The sequence below is a fragment of the Pseudonocardia phyllosphaerae genome (assembly GCF_046546475.1).
In the GTDB taxonomy this organism is placed as follows: domain Bacteria; phylum Actinomycetota; class Actinomycetes; order Mycobacteriales; family Pseudonocardiaceae; genus Pseudonocardia; species Pseudonocardia phyllosphaerae.
The window spans coordinates 141,921-158,301 of the sequence record NZ_JBKGXS010000006.1; the positions used below are offsets into that span (position 1 = coordinate 141,921).

14 protein-coding genes are annotated in these 16,381 nt (G+C 74.5%); 7 read left to right on the forward strand and 7 right to left on the reverse strand.

Annotated features, from left to right (window positions below):
- Positions 1-183: 183 nt before the first annotated feature.
- Positions 184-1,731, forward strand: coding sequence for a DUF4192 family protein (locus ACLE50_RS14335; RefSeq protein ID WP_410944023.1), 1,548 nt, complete (start codon positions 184-186; stop codon positions 1,729-1,731).
- A 26-nt stretch (positions 1,732-1,757) separates the two neighbouring features.
- Here the strand turns inward: ACLE50_RS14335 and galE are convergent, their stop codons facing one another.
- Positions 1,758-2,726: a UDP-glucose 4-epimerase GalE gene (galE, locus tag ACLE50_RS14340; protein WP_410944024.1), complete on the reverse strand. Its 969-nt coding sequence runs from the start codon at positions 2,724-2,726 to the stop codon at positions 1,758-1,760.
- Between the two features lie 153 nt (positions 2,727-2,879).
- Entirely contained in the window at positions 2,880-3,599 is a 720-nt protein-coding gene (locus ACLE50_RS14345) for a metal-dependent transcriptional regulator (RefSeq protein ID WP_410944025.1), read from the reverse strand.
- 93 nt (positions 3,600-3,692) lie between these two features.
- On the opposite strand from ACLE50_RS14345, the gene ACLE50_RS14350 reads away from it, so the two are divergent.
- The 3 genes from ACLE50_RS14350 to ACLE50_RS14360 all read left to right on the forward strand — a co-directional run bounded on the left by ACLE50_RS14350 (position 3,693) and on the right by ACLE50_RS14360 (position 8,641).
- On the forward strand, positions 3,693-4,622 hold the full coding sequence (locus ACLE50_RS14350) for a sulfurtransferase (protein ID WP_410944172.1): 930 nt from the start codon (positions 3,693-3,695) through the stop codon (positions 4,620-4,622).
- A gap of 64 nt (positions 4,623-4,686) precedes the next feature.
- Positions 4,687-5,859, forward strand: coding sequence for an acetoin utilization protein AcuC (locus tag ACLE50_RS14355; protein ID WP_410944026.1), 1,173 nt, complete (start codon positions 4,687-4,689; stop codon positions 5,857-5,859).
- Positions 5,860-5,911: 52 nt separating this feature from the next.
- Positions 5,912-8,641: a bifunctional acetate--CoA ligase family protein/GNAT family N-acetyltransferase gene (locus ACLE50_RS14360; protein ID WP_458788556.1), complete on the forward strand. Its 2,730-nt coding sequence runs from the start codon at positions 5,912-5,914 to the stop codon at positions 8,639-8,641.
- Between the two features lie 164 nt (positions 8,642-8,805).
- Here ACLE50_RS14360 and ACLE50_RS14365 read toward each other — a convergent pair whose 3' ends face one another.
- Both ACLE50_RS14365 and ACLE50_RS14370 read right to left on the reverse strand, forming a co-directional pair.
- A complete protein-coding gene (locus ACLE50_RS14365) occupies positions 8,806-9,222 on the reverse strand; it encodes a VOC family protein (RefSeq protein WP_410944028.1) in 417 nt (138 codons plus the stop codon).
- 123 nt (positions 9,223-9,345) lie between these two features.
- Positions 9,346-10,995: a fumarate hydratase gene (locus ACLE50_RS14370; RefSeq protein ID WP_410944029.1), complete on the reverse strand. Its 1,650-nt coding sequence runs from the start codon at positions 10,993-10,995 to the stop codon at positions 9,346-9,348.
- Between the two features lie 221 nt (positions 10,996-11,216).
- Between ACLE50_RS14370 and ACLE50_RS14375 the strand changes: the two genes are divergently transcribed.
- Together ACLE50_RS14375 and ACLE50_RS14380 are read left to right on the forward strand one after the other, a co-directional pair.
- A complete protein-coding gene (locus ACLE50_RS14375; protein ID WP_410944030.1) occupies positions 11,217-12,050 on the forward strand; it encodes a fumarylacetoacetate hydrolase family protein in 834 nt (277 codons plus the stop codon).
- Positions 12,051-12,119: 69 nt separating this feature from the next.
- Positions 12,120-12,923: a maleylpyruvate isomerase family mycothiol-dependent enzyme gene (locus ACLE50_RS14380; protein WP_410944031.1), complete on the forward strand. Its 804-nt coding sequence runs from the start codon at positions 12,120-12,122 to the stop codon at positions 12,921-12,923.
- 49 nt (positions 12,924-12,972) lie between these two features.
- Here ACLE50_RS14380 and ACLE50_RS14385 read toward each other — a convergent pair whose 3' ends face one another.
- Positions 12,973-13,863, reverse strand: a complete 891-nt coding sequence (locus ACLE50_RS14385; protein WP_410944032.1) for a hypothetical protein — start codon at positions 13,861-13,863, stop codon at positions 12,973-12,975.
- A 1-nt stretch (position 13,864) separates the two neighbouring features.
- Positions 13,865-14,029, reverse strand: a complete 165-nt coding sequence (locus ACLE50_RS14390) for a hypothetical protein (protein WP_410944033.1) — start codon at positions 14,027-14,029, stop codon at positions 13,865-13,867.
- Between the two features lie 157 nt (positions 14,030-14,186).
- Here ACLE50_RS14390 and ACLE50_RS14395 point away from each other — a divergent pair, with 157 nt between their 5' ends.
- Positions 14,187-15,356: a glutamate-cysteine ligase family protein gene (locus ACLE50_RS14395; protein WP_410944034.1), complete on the forward strand. Its 1,170-nt coding sequence runs from the start codon at positions 14,187-14,189 to the stop codon at positions 15,354-15,356.
- Between the two features lie 22 nt (positions 15,357-15,378).
- Here the strand turns inward: ACLE50_RS14395 and panB are convergent, their stop codons facing one another.
- The gene (gene panB, locus ACLE50_RS14400) at positions 15,379-16,233 is read right to left on the reverse strand and encodes a 3-methyl-2-oxobutanoate hydroxymethyltransferase (protein WP_410944035.1); all 855 of its coding nucleotides are present in this window, start codon (positions 16,231-16,233) and stop codon (positions 15,379-15,381) included.
- Positions 16,234-16,381: the final 148 nt, after the last annotated feature.

Below are 16,381 nucleotides of genomic sequence, written 5' to 3' on the forward strand. Positions count from 1 at the left end.
CGCGGACGGGTGCGCCGCAGTGAAGCACCCGGCACCGACATCCCGGCGTCCGCGCCACCGGACTGCTCCGGATGCCGACCCGCCGGTCCACACCCCGCCCGCAGCGTTCCGGTGGAGCTTCCGGTGCACGTCCACCCGGAGCAACCCGGTGCAGGCCGTCGCAGACCGGCCCACCGTGGCGCCATGACCTCGTCCTTCTCGTCCGAACCCGCCCCGCCCGACCCCACCGGTCCCGATCCCCGGCTCGCCGCGCACCCGTTGCGCCGGCGCGGCCCGGACGGTCTGCCCGGGGTGCCGTGGCCGCCGCCGGACGACTCCCGTCCACAGCCCGGCCGCCCCGCGGGCCCGGCTCCCGGTTCCGCGGAGCCCGGTCCGCCGGTGTCCGGTTCGTCGTGGGCGGCGGAGCCGGACGCACCGCGGATCCGGATCACCGGCAGCGACGACCTCCTGGCCGCCGTCCCGATGATCCTCGGGTTCCACCCCGAGAACTCGCTGGTGCTCGTGGGGACCGCCGGAGCCGACCAGCGCGGCAAGGTCGGTCTCACCGTGCGAGTCGACCTGCCACCACCGGCGCAGGTCCGCAGGGTGTGCGCCGACGCGGTGTCGGCGCTGGCCGGTGACGGTCCGGAGCGGGCCATCGCGATCGTCGTCCGGAAGCGGGGGAAGGCGACGCGACCGCCGCGCCGCGAGGTGGCCGCCACGGTGCGCCGCGCGCTGCTCGACGCCGGGATCACCCCGGTCGCGGTGCTGTGGGCGGCCGGGACGCACACCGGCGACGAGTGGCAGTGCTACGACCTGCCCGGCCGGCACTGCGACTGCCACGGCACGGTGCCGGCCCCGGGACCGATGGCGGCCGCGGCCGCACTGCGCGGCCGTGCCGTGCTGCCCGACCGCGCCGCGGTGGCGGCCCAGCTCGACGGTGGCCCCGGTGACGCGGAGCGCCGGGCGCGGCTGCGCGACTCCGCCCTACCTGCCGACCCCGGCGGCGGGGCACCGCCGGAACTGCTCGGTGACGCCCTGCGCGCGGCGGCGGAGGGCACCCTCACGATCGACGACGACCGGGCGCGCGCCTTCCGCGACGCGCTCGACGACGCGGACTTCCGTGACGACGCGCTCCGGGCCTGCCTGGGCGACGACGCACCGCACGCCGAGCAGTTGTGGGCGGTGCTGTGCCGGGCGCTGCCGGCGCCGGAGCGGGCGGACGCCGCGGCGCTGCTGGCCACGACCGCACTGTTGCGAGGCGACGGCGCCCTGGCCACGGCAGCGGTCGACCGGGCCCGAGCCGACCTGCCCGGTGACCTGCTCAGCGAGGTCGTCGCCCTGTCGCTGCGCACCGTGGTCACCCCGGTCGCGGGAATCGAGGACGTCGCCGGGCCGACCGGTCTGCGCCGGCTGCTGGAGACCGCGTGCGAGCTGGAGGCGGCGCTGAACCGGATGGCCTCGGCCCGGCGGATCGGCCTCACCGACGCCCTCGCCCTGATCGCCGGCGTCGACGAGGACGACGACCTCGACGACGACCCCTGGGACCGCGACATCTGGGACGGCGAGTTCGACGACTACTTCGGGGACGACGACTACGCGGACGACGCCCTCGCGGACGCCCGCTACGACGACCTGGCGGCCTGCCGTCGGCTCGCCGAGGAGGCCCGCGCGGCCGGCCACGACAGCACCGACGACGACACCGGCGACGACCACACCGGCGGCATCACCGACGGGCTCGGGAGTCGCTGATGCCCACGCTCCGGTCGGCGCCGCGGTCAGCGGCTGCGGACGAACTCCCAGGCGTCGGACACGATCTGCCCGATGTCGGTACGGGTGGGTGTCCAGCCCAGCTTCTCCTGTGCCTGCTCGCTGGAGGCGACCAGCACGGCCGGGTCTCCGGCGCGGCGCGGCGCGACGACGGCGGGGATCGGGTGCCCGGTCACGGCGCGGCAGGTCTCCACGACCTCGCGCACGGAGAACCCGTGCCCGCTGCCCAGGTTGTAGATCGAGTGCTCGCCGGGGGTGGCGTTCGCCAGGGCGAGCAGGTGGGCCTCGGCGAGGTCGTCGACGTGGATGTAGTCGCGCACGCAGGTGCCGTCCGGGGTCGGCCAGTCCTCGCCGAACATCGAGATGTGCTCGCGGGTGCCGGAGGCGACCTGGAGCACCAGCGGGATCAGGTGGGTCTCCACCGCGTGCCGCTCACCGAGCTTCAGCTCGTCGGTGACGTGTGCACCGGCGACGTTGAAGTAGCGCAGGCTCGTCGCCGCGAGGCCGTGGGCCGCGGCGTAGGAGGTGATCATGTGGTCGATCGCGAGCTTGCTGGCGCCGTAGGGGTTCGTCGGCCGGGTCGGCGCGGTCTCGCGGATCGGGACCTCCTCCGGCTCGCCGTAGGTGGCGGCGGTGGAGGAGAACACCAGTCGCGGCACGCCGTGCTCACGGATCGCCTCGAGCAGCCGGAACGAGGCGACGACGTTGCCGTCCCAGTACAGCTCGGGCTTCTCCACCGACTCGCCGACCAGGGAACGGGCGGCGAAGTGCAGGACGCCGTCGAACCCGCCCCGGCCGAGGACCTCACCGGCGGTCGCGCCCAGCTCGCCCTCGACGAGCTCGGCGCCCGGCGGCACCGAGTCCTTGTGCCCGGTGGACAGGTCGTCGAGCACGACGACCTCGTGTCCGGCCTCGAGCAGATGCGCGGCGCACACGCTGCCGACGTAGCCCGCGCCGCCCGTGACGAGCAGTTTCACTCCGGTCCTCCTGCTGTTCCGATCCGCCGTGGGCAGCCTCTCACGCCCGGCCGAGCGGAGGACGGGAGGCCGCTGGGCCGGCCGGGTGCACAGAAGCCGATCGCCCGCCCGGACGAGTCCGGACGGGCGATCGGAGCAGGTGTCCGGGTGCGGTCAGACCGCCCGGACCAGGACCGCGTGCGCGACGAGCGGCGCGACGGTGGCCTTCTCGCTCTCGGCGGTGACCGGGACCGGGTCGCCGAAGCGGGGGATCGAGCCGACGTCGACGACGTTGCCCGGGATGATGCCGGCGAGCTTCAGCTCCGACATCAGGTCGGCGTCCATCTGGACGTGCTCGGCGATCCGGCGGATCTCGACGCTGCCGCCGCCGCGGCGGGCCAGCTCGTCGAGCCGCTGCAGCCCGACCTCGAGAGTCGGCGGGACCGACGACGCCGCGGACGCCTCCTCGGCACCCATCTCCAGCTCCTCCAGGCCCGGGATCGGGTTGCCGTAGGGGGAGACGGTGGGCTTGTCGAGCAGGTGCAGCAGCTTCCGCTCGACGTCCTCGCTCATGACGTGTTCCCAGCGGCACGCCTCGGCGTGCACGAGCTCCCATTCGAGCCCGATGACGTCGATGAGCAGGCGCTCGGCCAGCCGGTGCTTGCGCATGACCGACACGGCGCGACCGCGCCCCTCGTCGGTCAGCTCGAGGTGACGGTCCCCGGCCACGACGACGAGACCGTCGCGCTCCATGCGCGCCACGGTCTGGCTGACGGTCGGACCGCTCTGCTGGAGGCGTTCGGCGATCCGTGCCCGCAGTGGGACGACGCCTTCTTCCTCGAGTTCGTAGATGGTCCGGAGGTACATCTCCGTGGTATCGATGAGGTCGTTCACGTGGGGCCCCTTCGTTCTGCGCCCAGTCTACCCGGGGAACGCCCCGGGCATCTCCCGACCATCCGGGGCAGGATGGCGTCCGTGTCCGGATCCATGATCGGCCCCCGGGAACTCGCCGCGGCGACCACCCCCGGCTCGCGGCCCGACCCGGTGGTGCTCGACGTCCGCTGGCGGCTGTCCGGGCCTCCCGGCCGCGACGACCACGCGGCCCGCCGGATCCCCGGCGCGGTGTTCCTCGACCTCGACACCGACCTCGCCACGGCGTCGCCGCCCGGCCCGGGTGGGCGCCATCCGCTCCCGGATCCCGCACGGCTGCAGCAGGTCCTGCGGGCGGCCGGGATCCGCGACCACGACCCGGAACAGCTGGTCGTCGCCTACGACGACGCCGACTCGACGGTCGCCGCCCGGGCCTGGTGGCTGCTGCGCTGGGCCGGTGTCGCGCCCGGCCGGATCCGGGTGCTCGACGGCGGGTTCCGCGGCTGGGAGTCCGCCGGCCTGCCCGTGGCCGGCACCGACGTGGCCGGTACCGACGTGGCAGGCACCGACGTGACTGCTCCCGGCGGCGTTGCCGACGGGCCGGCGCCGGCGGGGGAGGGCGACGTCGTCGTCCGGCCCGGCGGCATGCCGGTCCTCGACGCCGACGGCGCGGCCGCCCTGGCCCGCGACGGCGTCCTGCTCGACGCCCGCGCCCCGGCGCGCTACCGCGGCGAGACCGAGCCGGTGGACCCGCGCGCCGGGCACGTCCCGGGTGCCCGCAACGTCCCGGCGGGCGGGAACGCCGGCGACGACGGCGTCTGGCTGTCTCCTGCCGAGCTGGCGGCCCGCTTCCGCGCCGCCGGTGTCGGGGACGGGGCGCCGGTCGGGGTCTACTGCGGGTCGGGTGTCACGGCGTCCGCGCTGGTCCTGGGGCTGGAGGAGGCCGGGCTGACCACACCGGAGCGGCCCGCGGCGCTCTACCCGGGCTCGTGGTCGGAGTGGAGCGCCGACCCGGCGCGGCCGGTCGCGACGGGGGAGGCGCCGTGACCGGGGCGTTCCGCGTCGTCGCCGGGGGTGACCGGGGCGTCCCGCTGACCTACGGTCGGCGGTCATGAGCGCGCGCACCTCGGTCATCTGGACGCCGGACTTCCTCACCTACCGGCTCTCCGAGGACCACCCGCTCAACCCGGTGCGGCTCGACCTGATGATGCAGCTCGCCCGCGGACTCGGGGTGCTCGACGGCGTCGACCTGATCGAGCCGTCGGCGGCGACGGCCGAGGAGCTGACCCGGGTGCACACCCCGGAGTACCAGACCGCGGTGAAGTCGGCCCCGGAGATCCCGTTCGGCGTCGGCCACGGGCTCGGCACCGAGGACAACCCGATCTTCTTCGGGATGCACGAGGCCGCGTCGCTGATCGCGGGCGGCTCGGTCGCCGCGGCCCGGGAGATCGCCGAGGGCCGCGCCGACCGGGCGGTGAACCTCGCCGGTGGGCTGCACCACGCGATGCCGAACAAGGCGGGCGGGTTCTGCGTCTACAACGACTGCTCGGTCGCGATCGCCTGGCTGCTCGATCAGGGCTACGAGCGGATCGCCTACGTCGACGTCGACGTGCACCACGGCGACGGCGTGCAGGAGACCTTCTACGACGACCCGCGGGTGCTGACGATCTCGATGCACCAGCACCCGCTGACCTTGTGGCCGCACACCGGCTGGGCCGGTGAGCTGGGGCGCGGCGACGGCGAGGGCTACGCGGTGAACGTGTCGCTGCCGCCGGGGACCGGAGACGCGGGCTGGCTGCGGGCGTTCCACGCCGTCGTCCCGTCGCTGCTGGAGAGCTTCCGCCCGCAGGTGCTGGTCACCGACTGCGGTGCCGACACCCACTCCGAGGACCCGCTGGCGAACCTGGAGCTGTCCCTCGACGGGCAGCGCGCGATCTACCTGGCACTGCGCGAGCTGGCCGAGACCACCGCGGGCGGCAAGTGGCTCGTGCTCGGTGGCGGCGGTTACGCCCTGTACCGGGTGGTGCCGCGGTCGTGGACGCACCTGCTGGGGATCGCGCTGGAACGCGACGTGGATCCCGACACCACGATCCCGGCGGACTGGACGGCCGCGGCGTCGCAGCTCACCCGGGCGCCGCTGCCGGTGTCGATGACCGACGGCGCCGACCCGTCCTTCGAGCGGTGGGGCGGCGCGTTCTCCGACCGGGTGGACTCCTCGATCCTCGAGACGCGCCGTGCGGCGTTCCCGCTGCACGGCCTCGAACCCGACGATCCTCGGGACTGACGGGCCACGGCGGCCCGGAGAGCGGACGAAGCAGATGCCCGACGAGAAGCAGATGCCCGGCGAACGGGCACAGGACGGTCCCGGCACCACCGGGCAGCAGGACGGCGCGGGCGAGCGCGCCCCCGCCGACCACGCCTACCCGCGGAGCTGGGAGGCCGACGTCGTCGCCTCCGACGGGCGCATCGTCCACCTGCGCCCGATGCTGCCCAGCGACGCCGACGACGTCCTCGCCTTTCACGGCAAGCTCTCCGACCGCACCCGCTACCTGCGCTACTTCGGGCCCTACCCGCGGATCTCGCAGCGCGACCTGGAGCGGTTCACCGTCGTCGACCACCACACCCGGGTGGCGTTCCTGGCGCTGCTCGGTGACGAGATCGTCGCGATCGGACGCTACGAGGGGCTGCCGCCCAAGGACGGCGGTCCGGTCACCTCCGCGGAGGTCGCGTTCGTCGTCCGCGACGACCACCAGGCCCGCGGGCTGGGCTCCATACTGCTCGAGCACCTCGCCGCGGCGGCCCGGGAGAACGGGCTGCAGCGGTTCGAGGCCGAGGTGCTCGTCGAGAACCACTCGATGGTCCGGGTCTTCCGCGAGGCCGGCTACCAGGTGAAACGTGCCTTCGCCGACGGGGTGCTGCACCTGGAGTTCGACATCGACCCCACCGAGCGCTGGATCGCGGTGCGGGACTCCCGCGAGCAGGCGGCCGAGGCACGTAGCGTCGCGAACCTGCTCCACCCGTCGTCGGTGGCGGTGATCGGGGCGTCGGCCGACGAGACCAAGATCGGCCACACGGTGCTGCGGAACCTGCTCGAGGCCGGGTTCACCGGGCCGGTGTTCCCGGTCAACCCCGACGCCCGCTCGATCCGGGGCGTCCGCGCCTACGCCTCGGTGATCGACATCCCGGACGACGTGGACCTCGCGGTCGTGGCCGTCCCGGCGGCCAACATCGACGAGGTCATGGACTCCTGCCTGGCCAAGGGGGTGAAGGCGCTCGTCGTGATCAGCTCCGGGTTCGCCGACGCCGGTGGCGGCGGGACCGTCGCCGAGCGGCGGCTGGTCGCCGAGGCGCGGGTGCACGGCATGCGGGTCGTCGGACCGAACGCACTCGGCGTCGCGAACCCCGACCCGGACGTCCGGCTGAACGCGACCCTGGCCCCGGCGCTGCCCGGCTGGGGCCGGACCGGCTTCTTCTGCCAGTCCGGTGCGCTGGGCACCGCGATCCTCGCCAACGCCCGCTCCCGCGGGCTCGGGCTGTCGTCGTTCGTGTCCGCGGGCAACCGTGCCGACGTCTCCGGCAACGACCTCATGCAGTACTGGCAGACCGACCCCGGCACCGACCAGGTGCTGCTGTATCTGGAGACCTTCGGCAACCCGCGCAAGTTCGCCCGGGTGGCGCGGCGGCTGGCGCGGACGAAGCCGATCGTGGCGGTGAAGTCCGGGCGGCACACCGGGCCGCTGCCGTCGCTGGCGTCGGTGGCCGCACCGATCGACGAGGCCAGCGTGCAGGCCCTGTTCGAGCAGTCCGGCGTGATCCGTGTGCAGACCCTGCCGCAGCTGTTCGACACCGCGCTCGTGCTGGCCTACCAGCCGCTGCCTGCCGGGCGGCGGGTCGCGGTCGTCGGCAACTCGACGGCGCTGAACCTGCTGGTCACCGACGGCCTCCTCGACGAGGGGCTGGAGCCGGCCGGTGACCCGACCGACGTCGGCACCCAGGCCTCGCCGGAGCAGTTCGCCGACGCGGTCCGTGCCACGCTGGACGGTCCCGACCGGCCGGACGCGCTGATCGCGGTGTTCGTACCGCCGGTCGCCGTCGCCGGGGCCGCGCACGCCCGCGCGCTGCGCGACGCCGCCGCCGGTGCCGGTGTCCCGGTGATCGCGGTGTTCCTCGCGATGGAGGGTGTGCCGCCCGAGCTGGCCGTCCCCGGCTGCGACGGCACCCCGGCGCGCGGCTCGGTGCCGAGCTTCGCCAGCCCCGAGCGGGCGACGTCCGCGCTGGGCCGGGTCACCCGCTACGCCGAGTGGCGCGACACCCCGGTCGGCGAGTTCGTCGTCCCGGACGGCATCGACACCGAGGCCGCGCGGCGCCTGGTCGCCTCGTTCGGCCCGGACACCGACCACATCCTCTCCGACGACGAGGCCCTGGAACTGCTGGCCTGCTACGGCATCGAGGTGGGATCGTTCCGCCGGGTGAGCAGCGGCGACGCGGCCGTCGCGGCCGCGGAGGAGCTCGGCTACCCGGTCGTGCTGAAGGCGACGGCCGAGCAGTGGCGCCACCGCGGCGACTTCGTCGGCGTCCGGCTGGACCTCACCTCGGCCGAGGGAGTCCGCGCCGCCCACAGCGAGCTGTCCCGCTTCACCGGCTCGCCCGACGTGTATGTGCAGCGGATGGCACCGAAGGGCACGTCCTGCAAGATCGAGGTCGTGGACGACCCGTCGTTCGGGTCGCTGCTGGCGTTCGGCCTGTCCGGCATGGCCACCGAGCTGCTCGACGACCGTGCCTACCGGGTTCTGCCGCTGTCGACCGAGGACGCGACCCGGCTGATCCGGGCGCCGCGGGCGGCGCCGCTGCTCACCGGCTACCGGGGCAGCGACCCCGCCGACCTCGACGCGCTGCAGGACCTGCTGCTGCGGATCGGACGGCTCACCGAGGACATCCCGCAGGTGCGCTCGCTGGCGCTCGACCCGGTGCTCGCCTCCCCGGAGGGGGCGTTCGTGTCCGGCGCGCGGGTGACCGTCGGGCCACCCCCGAGCCGTCGCGACGCAGGTCCGCGCCGCCTGGCCTGATCCCGCGGACCGCAGTCCGGCCCGGACCGAGGAGCGCCGACCGGCGAACCCACCGGCCGGCACCCCGGCCGGCGAACCGACCGGCCGGCACCCCGGCCGGCGAACCGACCGGCCGGCACCCCGGCCGGCGAACCCACCGGCCGGCGAACCCACCGGCGAAACCCTCAGGCCGGAGCCGCCAGCTGCCAGGACACCCCGAAGCGGTCCTGCACCCAGCCGAACGGGCCGAAGCCGTAGTCGCCCAGCGGCATGAGCTCCTGGCCGCCCTCGGCGAGCGCGGCGAACACGCGGCCCTGCTCGTCGGCCGACGCACAGTCCACCCACACCGACACCGCGGGGGTGAAGCCCCACTCGTGCACCGGCGGGCTGTCGCCGCACCGGAACCGCTGCCCGGCGAGGACGAACTCGGCGATCATCACCGTGCCCGCCGCGTCCGGCCCGGCGGGTCCGTCGGCGGTGTGGCGCTGCACGGAGAGGATCTCGCCGTCGTCGAACAGCGCGGTCCAGGCGGTCATCGCCTCCTCGGCACCCGGGCCGCGGGGCGGCTGGAACATCAGGAACGGCACGGCGCGAGCGGCCACGGCGGGTCTCCCTCGACTCGACGAGCGGACGGCGGACGAACGACGCCGGCGAACCTAGCGGACGAGCCACGCCGACTGCCCGGACCGGCCGGCCGACGGCCCGGACGGACGCCCGGCGCACGGTCAGCTCCGGAACGACACCTGCAGTGTGGGTGCGGAGGTGTCGGCGAAGAAGTCGTTTCCCTTGTCGTCCATCACCACGAACGCCGGGAAGTCCTCCACCTCGATCTTCCAGACCGCCTCCATCCCGAGCTCGGGGTACTCCAGCACCTCGACCTCCCGGATGCAGTCCTGCGCCAGCCGGGCGGCCGGTCCGCCGATCGAGCCCAGGTAGAACCCACCGTTGGCGGCGCAGGAGTCCACGACCTGCTTCGACCGGTTGCCCTTGGCCAGCATCACCAGCGACCCGCCGGCCTCCTGGAACTGCGTGACGTAGGAGTCCATCCGGCCCGCGGTCGTCGGGCCGAACGAGCCGGAGGCGTATCCCTCGGGGGTCTTGGCCGGTCCGGCGTAGTAGACGGCGTGGTCGCGCAGGTACTGCGGCATCTCCTCGCCCGCGTCGAGCCGCTCGGCGATCTTGGCGTGGGCGATGTCGCGGGCCACGACCAGCGGCCCGGTCAGCGACAGCCGCGTCTTCACCGGCAGCTGCGAGAGCTGCGCGCGGATCTCGTCCATCGGGCGGTTGAGGTCGACCCGCACGACGTCGTCGGACAGGTCCTCGTGCTCGGTCTCGGGCAGGAACCGCGCCGGATCACGCTCGAGCTGCTCCAGGTACACGCCCGACGGGGTGATCTTCGCCTTGGCCTGGCGGTCCGCCGAGCAGGACACCGCGACGCCGACCGGCAGCGAGGCACCGTGCCGGGGGAGGCGGATGACACGGACGTCGTGGCAGAAGTACTTGCCGCCGAACTGCGCGCCGATCCCGAAGCCGCGGGTCAGCTCCAGCACCTGCTGCTCGAGGTCGGTGTCGCGGATCGCGTGCCCGAGCGGGGAGCCCTCGGTCGGCAGGTTGTCCAGGTAGCGGGCCGACGCGAGCTTGGCGACCTTGAGGTTGAACTCGGCCGACGTGCCGCCCACGACGATCGCCAGGTGGTACGGCGGGCACGCCGCGGTCCCCAGCGAGCGCAGCTTCTCGTCCAGGAACGCCGCGAGCCGCTTCGGGTTCAGCAGCGCCTTCGTCTCCTGGTAGAGGAAGGTCTTGTTGGCCGAGCCGCCGCCCTTGGCCATGACCAGGAACTCGTAGTACGGGTCCTGCCCGGGCTTCTGGTACAGCTCGACCTGCGCAGGCAGGTTGGTGCCGGTGTTGCGCTCGTCCCAGAACGACAGCGGCGCCATCTGCGAGTAGCGCAGGTTCAGCTCCTGGTAGGCCTCGAACACCCCGCGCGAGACCGAGGCCTCGTCGTCGCCGCCGGTCAGGACGGTCTCGGTCTTCTTGCCGATGACGATCGCGGTGCCGGTGTCCTGGCACATGGGCAGCACGCCGCCGGCGGAGACACAGGCGTTGCGCAGCAGGTCGGTGGCCACGAAACGGTCGTTCGCCGAGGCCTCCGGGTCCTCGACGATCGACTGCAGCTGGCGCAGGTGCGACGGCCGGAGCAGATGCTGGATGTCCTTCACGGCCTCGCGGACCAGGCCGGTGATGGTCTCGGGCGGGACCTCGAGGAAGGTGCGGCCGGCGGCGGTGGTGACGGCGCCCGCCGGGAGGTCGAGCTCGCGGTACTCGGTGTCGTCCGGGCCGAGCGGGAGCACGTCGGTGTGGTGGAACTCGGGCATGACCCGGGACGTTACCGCTCACCGCCGCGCCGGGGCTCCGGTGGAGACGGCCCGCGGCACCGGCCCGGCCGCCGCGGCGGCGATCGTGGCGCGACGCAACCGATCACCGCCCTCACCCCGGCCGTTCGGCCGAGTCCGGCGTACCCGATCACCCGTTCCGTCCCGGAGTGGCGCACACTCTGCGCCGTGACGCACGTCGTGTGGAGAAAGGGACTTCCGGGATGAGGCTCGCGACGATCCGGACCGCGACCGGGCACCGGGCGGTACGGGTGGACGGCGACGCGGCGGTGGAGACCGGGGAGGCCGACGTCCGTGCGCTGCTCGAGCGCCCCGACTGGGCCGACCACGCGGCGAACGCCGACGGTCCGGTGCACGACGTGGCCGACCTCGACTACGCCCCGCTCGTCCCGTCCCCGGAGAAGATCATCTGCGTGGGGCTGAACTACGCCGACCACGTCAAGGAGATGGGCAACGAGCTGCCCGAGTACCCGACGGTCTTCGCGAAGTTCGCCCCCGCCCTGGTCGGCGCGTACGACGACATCGAGCTGCCCGCCGAGTCCGAGCGCGTCGATTTCGAGGCCGAGCTGGCCGTCGTCATCGGGCAGTCGGTCCGGCACGCCGACGAGCAGGCCGCCCGCGACGCGATCGCCGGCTACACGGTCCTCAACGACGTGAGCATGCGCGACTTCCAGCGCCGCACCAAGCAGTTCCTGCAGGGCAAGACCTGGGAGCACTCGACGCCGCTGGGCCCGCAGCTGGTCACCTCGGACGAGCTGCCGGCCGACCCGTCGGCCGGGCTGCGGATCTGGTCGGAGCTGGGCGGCGAGATCATGCAGGACTCGACGACCGACCAGCTGGTGTTCGGCGCGGTCGACCTGGTCGTCTACCTGTCGGCGGTCGTGACGCTGAACCCCGGCGACATCATCGCGACCGGGACGCCGGGCGGGGTCGGCGACGCCCGGACCCCGCCGCGCTACCTGACCGACGGCTGCGAGATCGCGACCGGCGTCGACGGCGTCGGCGAGTGCCGCAACCCCTGCCGCGCCACCGGCTGACCGGCCCGTCCGGACTGACCACCACACTGCCCATCACGTCGTGCTGAGAGGCTCGGGGAACCGGTGCTGATGACCAAGGATGAACCGCTCGGAAGGTCGCTGACGACCGAGGTCACGGTCCCGCCGCCGCTGGCGGACTCGCTGGCCTGGGCCGCCGACGGGCAGGCCCACCTGCGCGGGCTGATGACCCGGATGGGCGACGAGGCGTTCGGCGCCCGCTCGCTGCTCGAGGACTGGACGCGCGCGGACGTGCTCATGCACATCGCCCGCAGCGCCGACACCGCCATCGACCTGCTGTCCCGGCTGCGGACCGGGGAGCCGGTCCCGTCGGTGCCGACCCGCCACGAGGACGGCTTCGGGCCGGGCACCGCGCCAGAGCACGCCGGCTGGACCGCCGACCAGGTACGGGCCGCCGTCGTCGACGCCTCCGACCGGCTCGCCGACGCCGTCCGCAAGGTCCCCGACGACGCCTGGCGGCGCCCGGTGCGCACCAGCGAGGGCGTCGAGGTGCCGGCCACCGAGATCCTCTGGGTGCGGGCGCGCGAGGTGTGGATCCACGCCGTCGACCTCGACGTCGGGGCCTCGTTCAAGGACCTCCCGATCCCGATGCGCCAGGTGCTGGTCGCCGACGTCACCACGACGCTGGCGGCGCGGCCCGGCTGCCCGCGGGTGCGCATCGAGGAGGTCCGGACCGGAGAGGTCCTCGAGTTCGGCCCCGGCCCCACCACCCCCGACGACGGCGCGCCCGGCGACCTCGGCACGGTGCGCGGCAAGGCCCACGACCTGATGGCGTGGCTGCTGGGCCGCCCGCCGGGCAAGGGTCTGCGTACCGCTGACGGCGACCGCCCCGGCACGCTGCCGACCTGGCTCTGACCCGGCTCCGATCTGGTCTCGAGCTGCCGGCCCGGGACTGGTCGTACGGCTAGTCCCGGCCCTCCAGCTCGTCGAGCCGGGCGGTGGCCCGCCCGAGCTGGCGGGCCATCTCGTCGAGCCGCGCCTGCAGCAGCGCGACCTCCGCGGTGAGCACCGCGACAGCCCCCGCGGCGGCGACCGGGTCACCACCGGCGTCGGTCCCGGCGAACGAGGCGGTGCCGGCGTCGGTGTCGGCCTCGTCGAGGCTGCTGTCGAGGCCACGGACCGGATCTGCGTCGTCGTCGGGTGCGCCCGGGCCGTCGCCGTCCGCCGCGCCGAACCAGGCCCCGTCGAACACACCGGAGCCGGCGAACCCCGTCCCGTCCGATGCCGTGACCGGCGCGAGCGGGCCGGACGGCACCTCGTCGGGACGCAGCACGACCCCGGCCAGGCGGGCGAAGCGTTCCGGGGTGAGCACCGGACGTGCCCCGGCGCAGTCGGTGCAGACGGGCTCCATCCGGCGCCAGCCGCGCTGCCCGGAGCCGGTGTCGGCGAGGGCGGTCACCGGTGCCCCGCACCGGCACGGCCGCATCCGGACCGACCGGACCCGCTGGCGGGCGTAGCGCAGCCCCAGCTCGTAGCGGCGGAACCGCCCGGACGCCGCGACCTCCAGCAGGATCGCCCCTTGGTGCTCGGGCGCGCACGCCAGCTCGCGGGCGTCGTCGGCGGAGGTGAAGCAGTAGAAGCCGCAGTCGCACCACCGCGACGGGCAGGCATGCCGGCAGCCGTGCGCGCACATCGCGTCGGCCACCCGGCGGTAGACGTGCGCACGCCCCAGCGTGACCCCGGTGAACCCGGCCGTGGTGCCGTCCGCGGACAGCATCGGGAACGCCAGCTTGTGCCCGTCGAGCGCACCGGGGGGCAGCTCCTGCGGGGTGCGGCGGAACAGTCCCCGCCCCACGTCAGGCCTCGCGCGACACCGTGCGGGCCGGCTCGTCGCGCTCGGCCCGGACCGGAGCCTCGGGCTGCGTGCGCTCCGGCGCGGAGCGTTCCTGCTCCACGGGCGCGGCGCAGTCCGCCTCGTGGTCGACGGCGAATCCCTCGGAGATCTTGCGGCCCAGCCTCATGACTGCCTCCCGTGATTCCGGGTCACCCGGCGTACCCGATGTGGTCGCCGTCACCAGGCTGACCCGTACGGGCGGGCTTGTCCAGGGCGGAACGGGTCAATCGGGGCCGGGAATGTGTCACACCGTGGCCGCCTGCCCGGCCGCTAACGTGGTCCGGGTGCGGGGAGCGGCGCGGTACGGGATCGAACACGAGCTGGCACTGCTCCGTGACGACGGTGCCGTCGCGGACTTCACGACGCTGACCCACGGCGAGGTCCAGGCGGTCGTCGACGAGCTGCCGGAGAACCCGGAGGGCACCACCGACCTGCGCGTCGGCGACGCCGGCATCCGCCGCAAGCGCTGGTACGCCGAGGGCTACGAACGGCTCGACGAGGACGGCGAGCTGGTCCGCTTCGACCCCAAGGGCATCGAGATCCGCACGACCGTCCACGACGGCGTCGACGCGGTGCTCGGCACCCTCACCGAGGACGCCGCGACCCTCGCCGCTGCCGCTGCGCCGCACGGGCTGCGGCCGCTGGCGATCGGGCTGAACCCGGTCCGGACGACCTACCGGCTCGACCCGCCGCCCAACGCCCACGAGCGGGCGCTGATGGCCGACTCGCCGGAGGAGCGGACCGCGCACCTGCACATGGCCACCTACGGCCCGGACGTCAACCTGTCGTTCCCCGACGCCGGGACCGACCCGGCCGTGCTGCTCGACGCGGCCACCAAGCTGACCGCCTACAGCCCGTACCTGGTGCCGTGGTCGTTCTCCTCGCCGTTCCGCGACGGCCGCCCGTGGGGTGGGCTGTCCGCGCGGACGTCGCTGCGCACCGGCGCCCGTCCGGCCGCGTTCGCCTACCTCGACCCCGGCGACACGCTGCTGCGCACCGACCCGGGCATCACCCGGCACGCGGGCCTGCCCACCGAGATCGGCCGGATCGAGTTCAAGGCGTTCGACGCGGTCGCCGTGCGCGAGGCGGAGGACCCGGCCCCGGAGGGGCGTACCGCCGCGCACGCCGCTGACCTGCTCGCCGCGCTGCTCAGCCTGCTGACCGGCCTGCTGCGCGACGACACGCTGCCCGACCGCCGCCGCGTCCCGGACGGCCCGGCGCACCGCCGATCGGCGCTGCGCGGCTGGTCCGACCCGGCGATCCGGGCCGGGTCGCTGGCCGTGCTGGGGGCGGCGGAGGCGGCGCTGCGCGACGAGCCGGAGCACGCGCCGCGCCTGGAGCTGCTGCGCGCCTGCGTCCACCGCGACGACACCCCGGCGGCGCGGATGCTGGCCCGTTACCGGGCGGGCGGCGGGATCCCGGGGCTGCCGGCCCCCGCCGCCACGCACCGGTGACCCGGGCGGTCCGCGGGGGCGCTCAGCTGTAGGAGTGCTCGGGTGCCGGGTACTCGCCGGCCCGCACGTCGGCGGCGAACTCGGCCGCGGCGTCGTGCAGGGCCTGCCCGATCTCGGCGTAGCGCTTCACGAAGCGCGGCACCTTGCCCCGGTTCATCCCGGCCATGTCCGACCAGACCAGCACCTGGGCGTCGCAGTCCGGTCCGGCCCCGATGCCGACGGTCGGGATCCGCAGCTCGGCGGTCACCCGCTTCGCGACGTCGGCGGGCACCATCTCCAGCACCGCGGCGAACGCCCCGGCCTCCTGCATCGCCAGCGCGTCCTCGACGAGCCGGTCGCCTGCGTCGCCGCGGCCCTGGATGCGGAACCCGCCCAGGGAGTGCTCGCTCTGCGGGGTGAACCCCAGGTGTGCCATCACCGGCACCCCGGACGCGGTCAGCGCCTCGACCTGCGGGGCGAACCGGGCGCCGCCCTCCAGCTTCACCGCGTGCGCGCCGCCCTCCTTCATGAACCGGAACGCCGTCTCCTGGGCCTGGGCGGGGGAGATCTGGTAGGTCCCGAACGGCAGGTCGGCGACCACGAGCGCGCTCTGCGCACCGCGCACGACCGCCCGGGTCAGCGGGAGCAGCTCCTCGACCGTCACCGGGATCGTGTTGTCGTGGCCGAACACGTTGTTGCCCGCCGAGTCCCCGACGAGCAGGACGGGCACGCCGGCGTCGTCGAAGATCTGGGCGGAGTAGACGTCGTAGGCCGTCAGCATCGGCCAGCGGCGGCCCTCGTCCTTCCACTGCTGCAGGTGGTGCAGCCGGGTGCGGCGCGGGGGCGCGGCCGGGGTGCGGTACGGCGACTCGGCCTCGCCGCTCTGCGGTGCGCTCATCGGTGAGCTCCTTCCGTTCCTCGAGGCCCGCGATCGGTCACGGGTCCCCGGGTTCGCCGTCGATGGCGACGCCAGGGTCGCAGCGCGGCACCGGCCGCAGGGGCCAGGTGTGGGGACTTTCACCCGCCGGAGCCGGGCCGGACCGGTC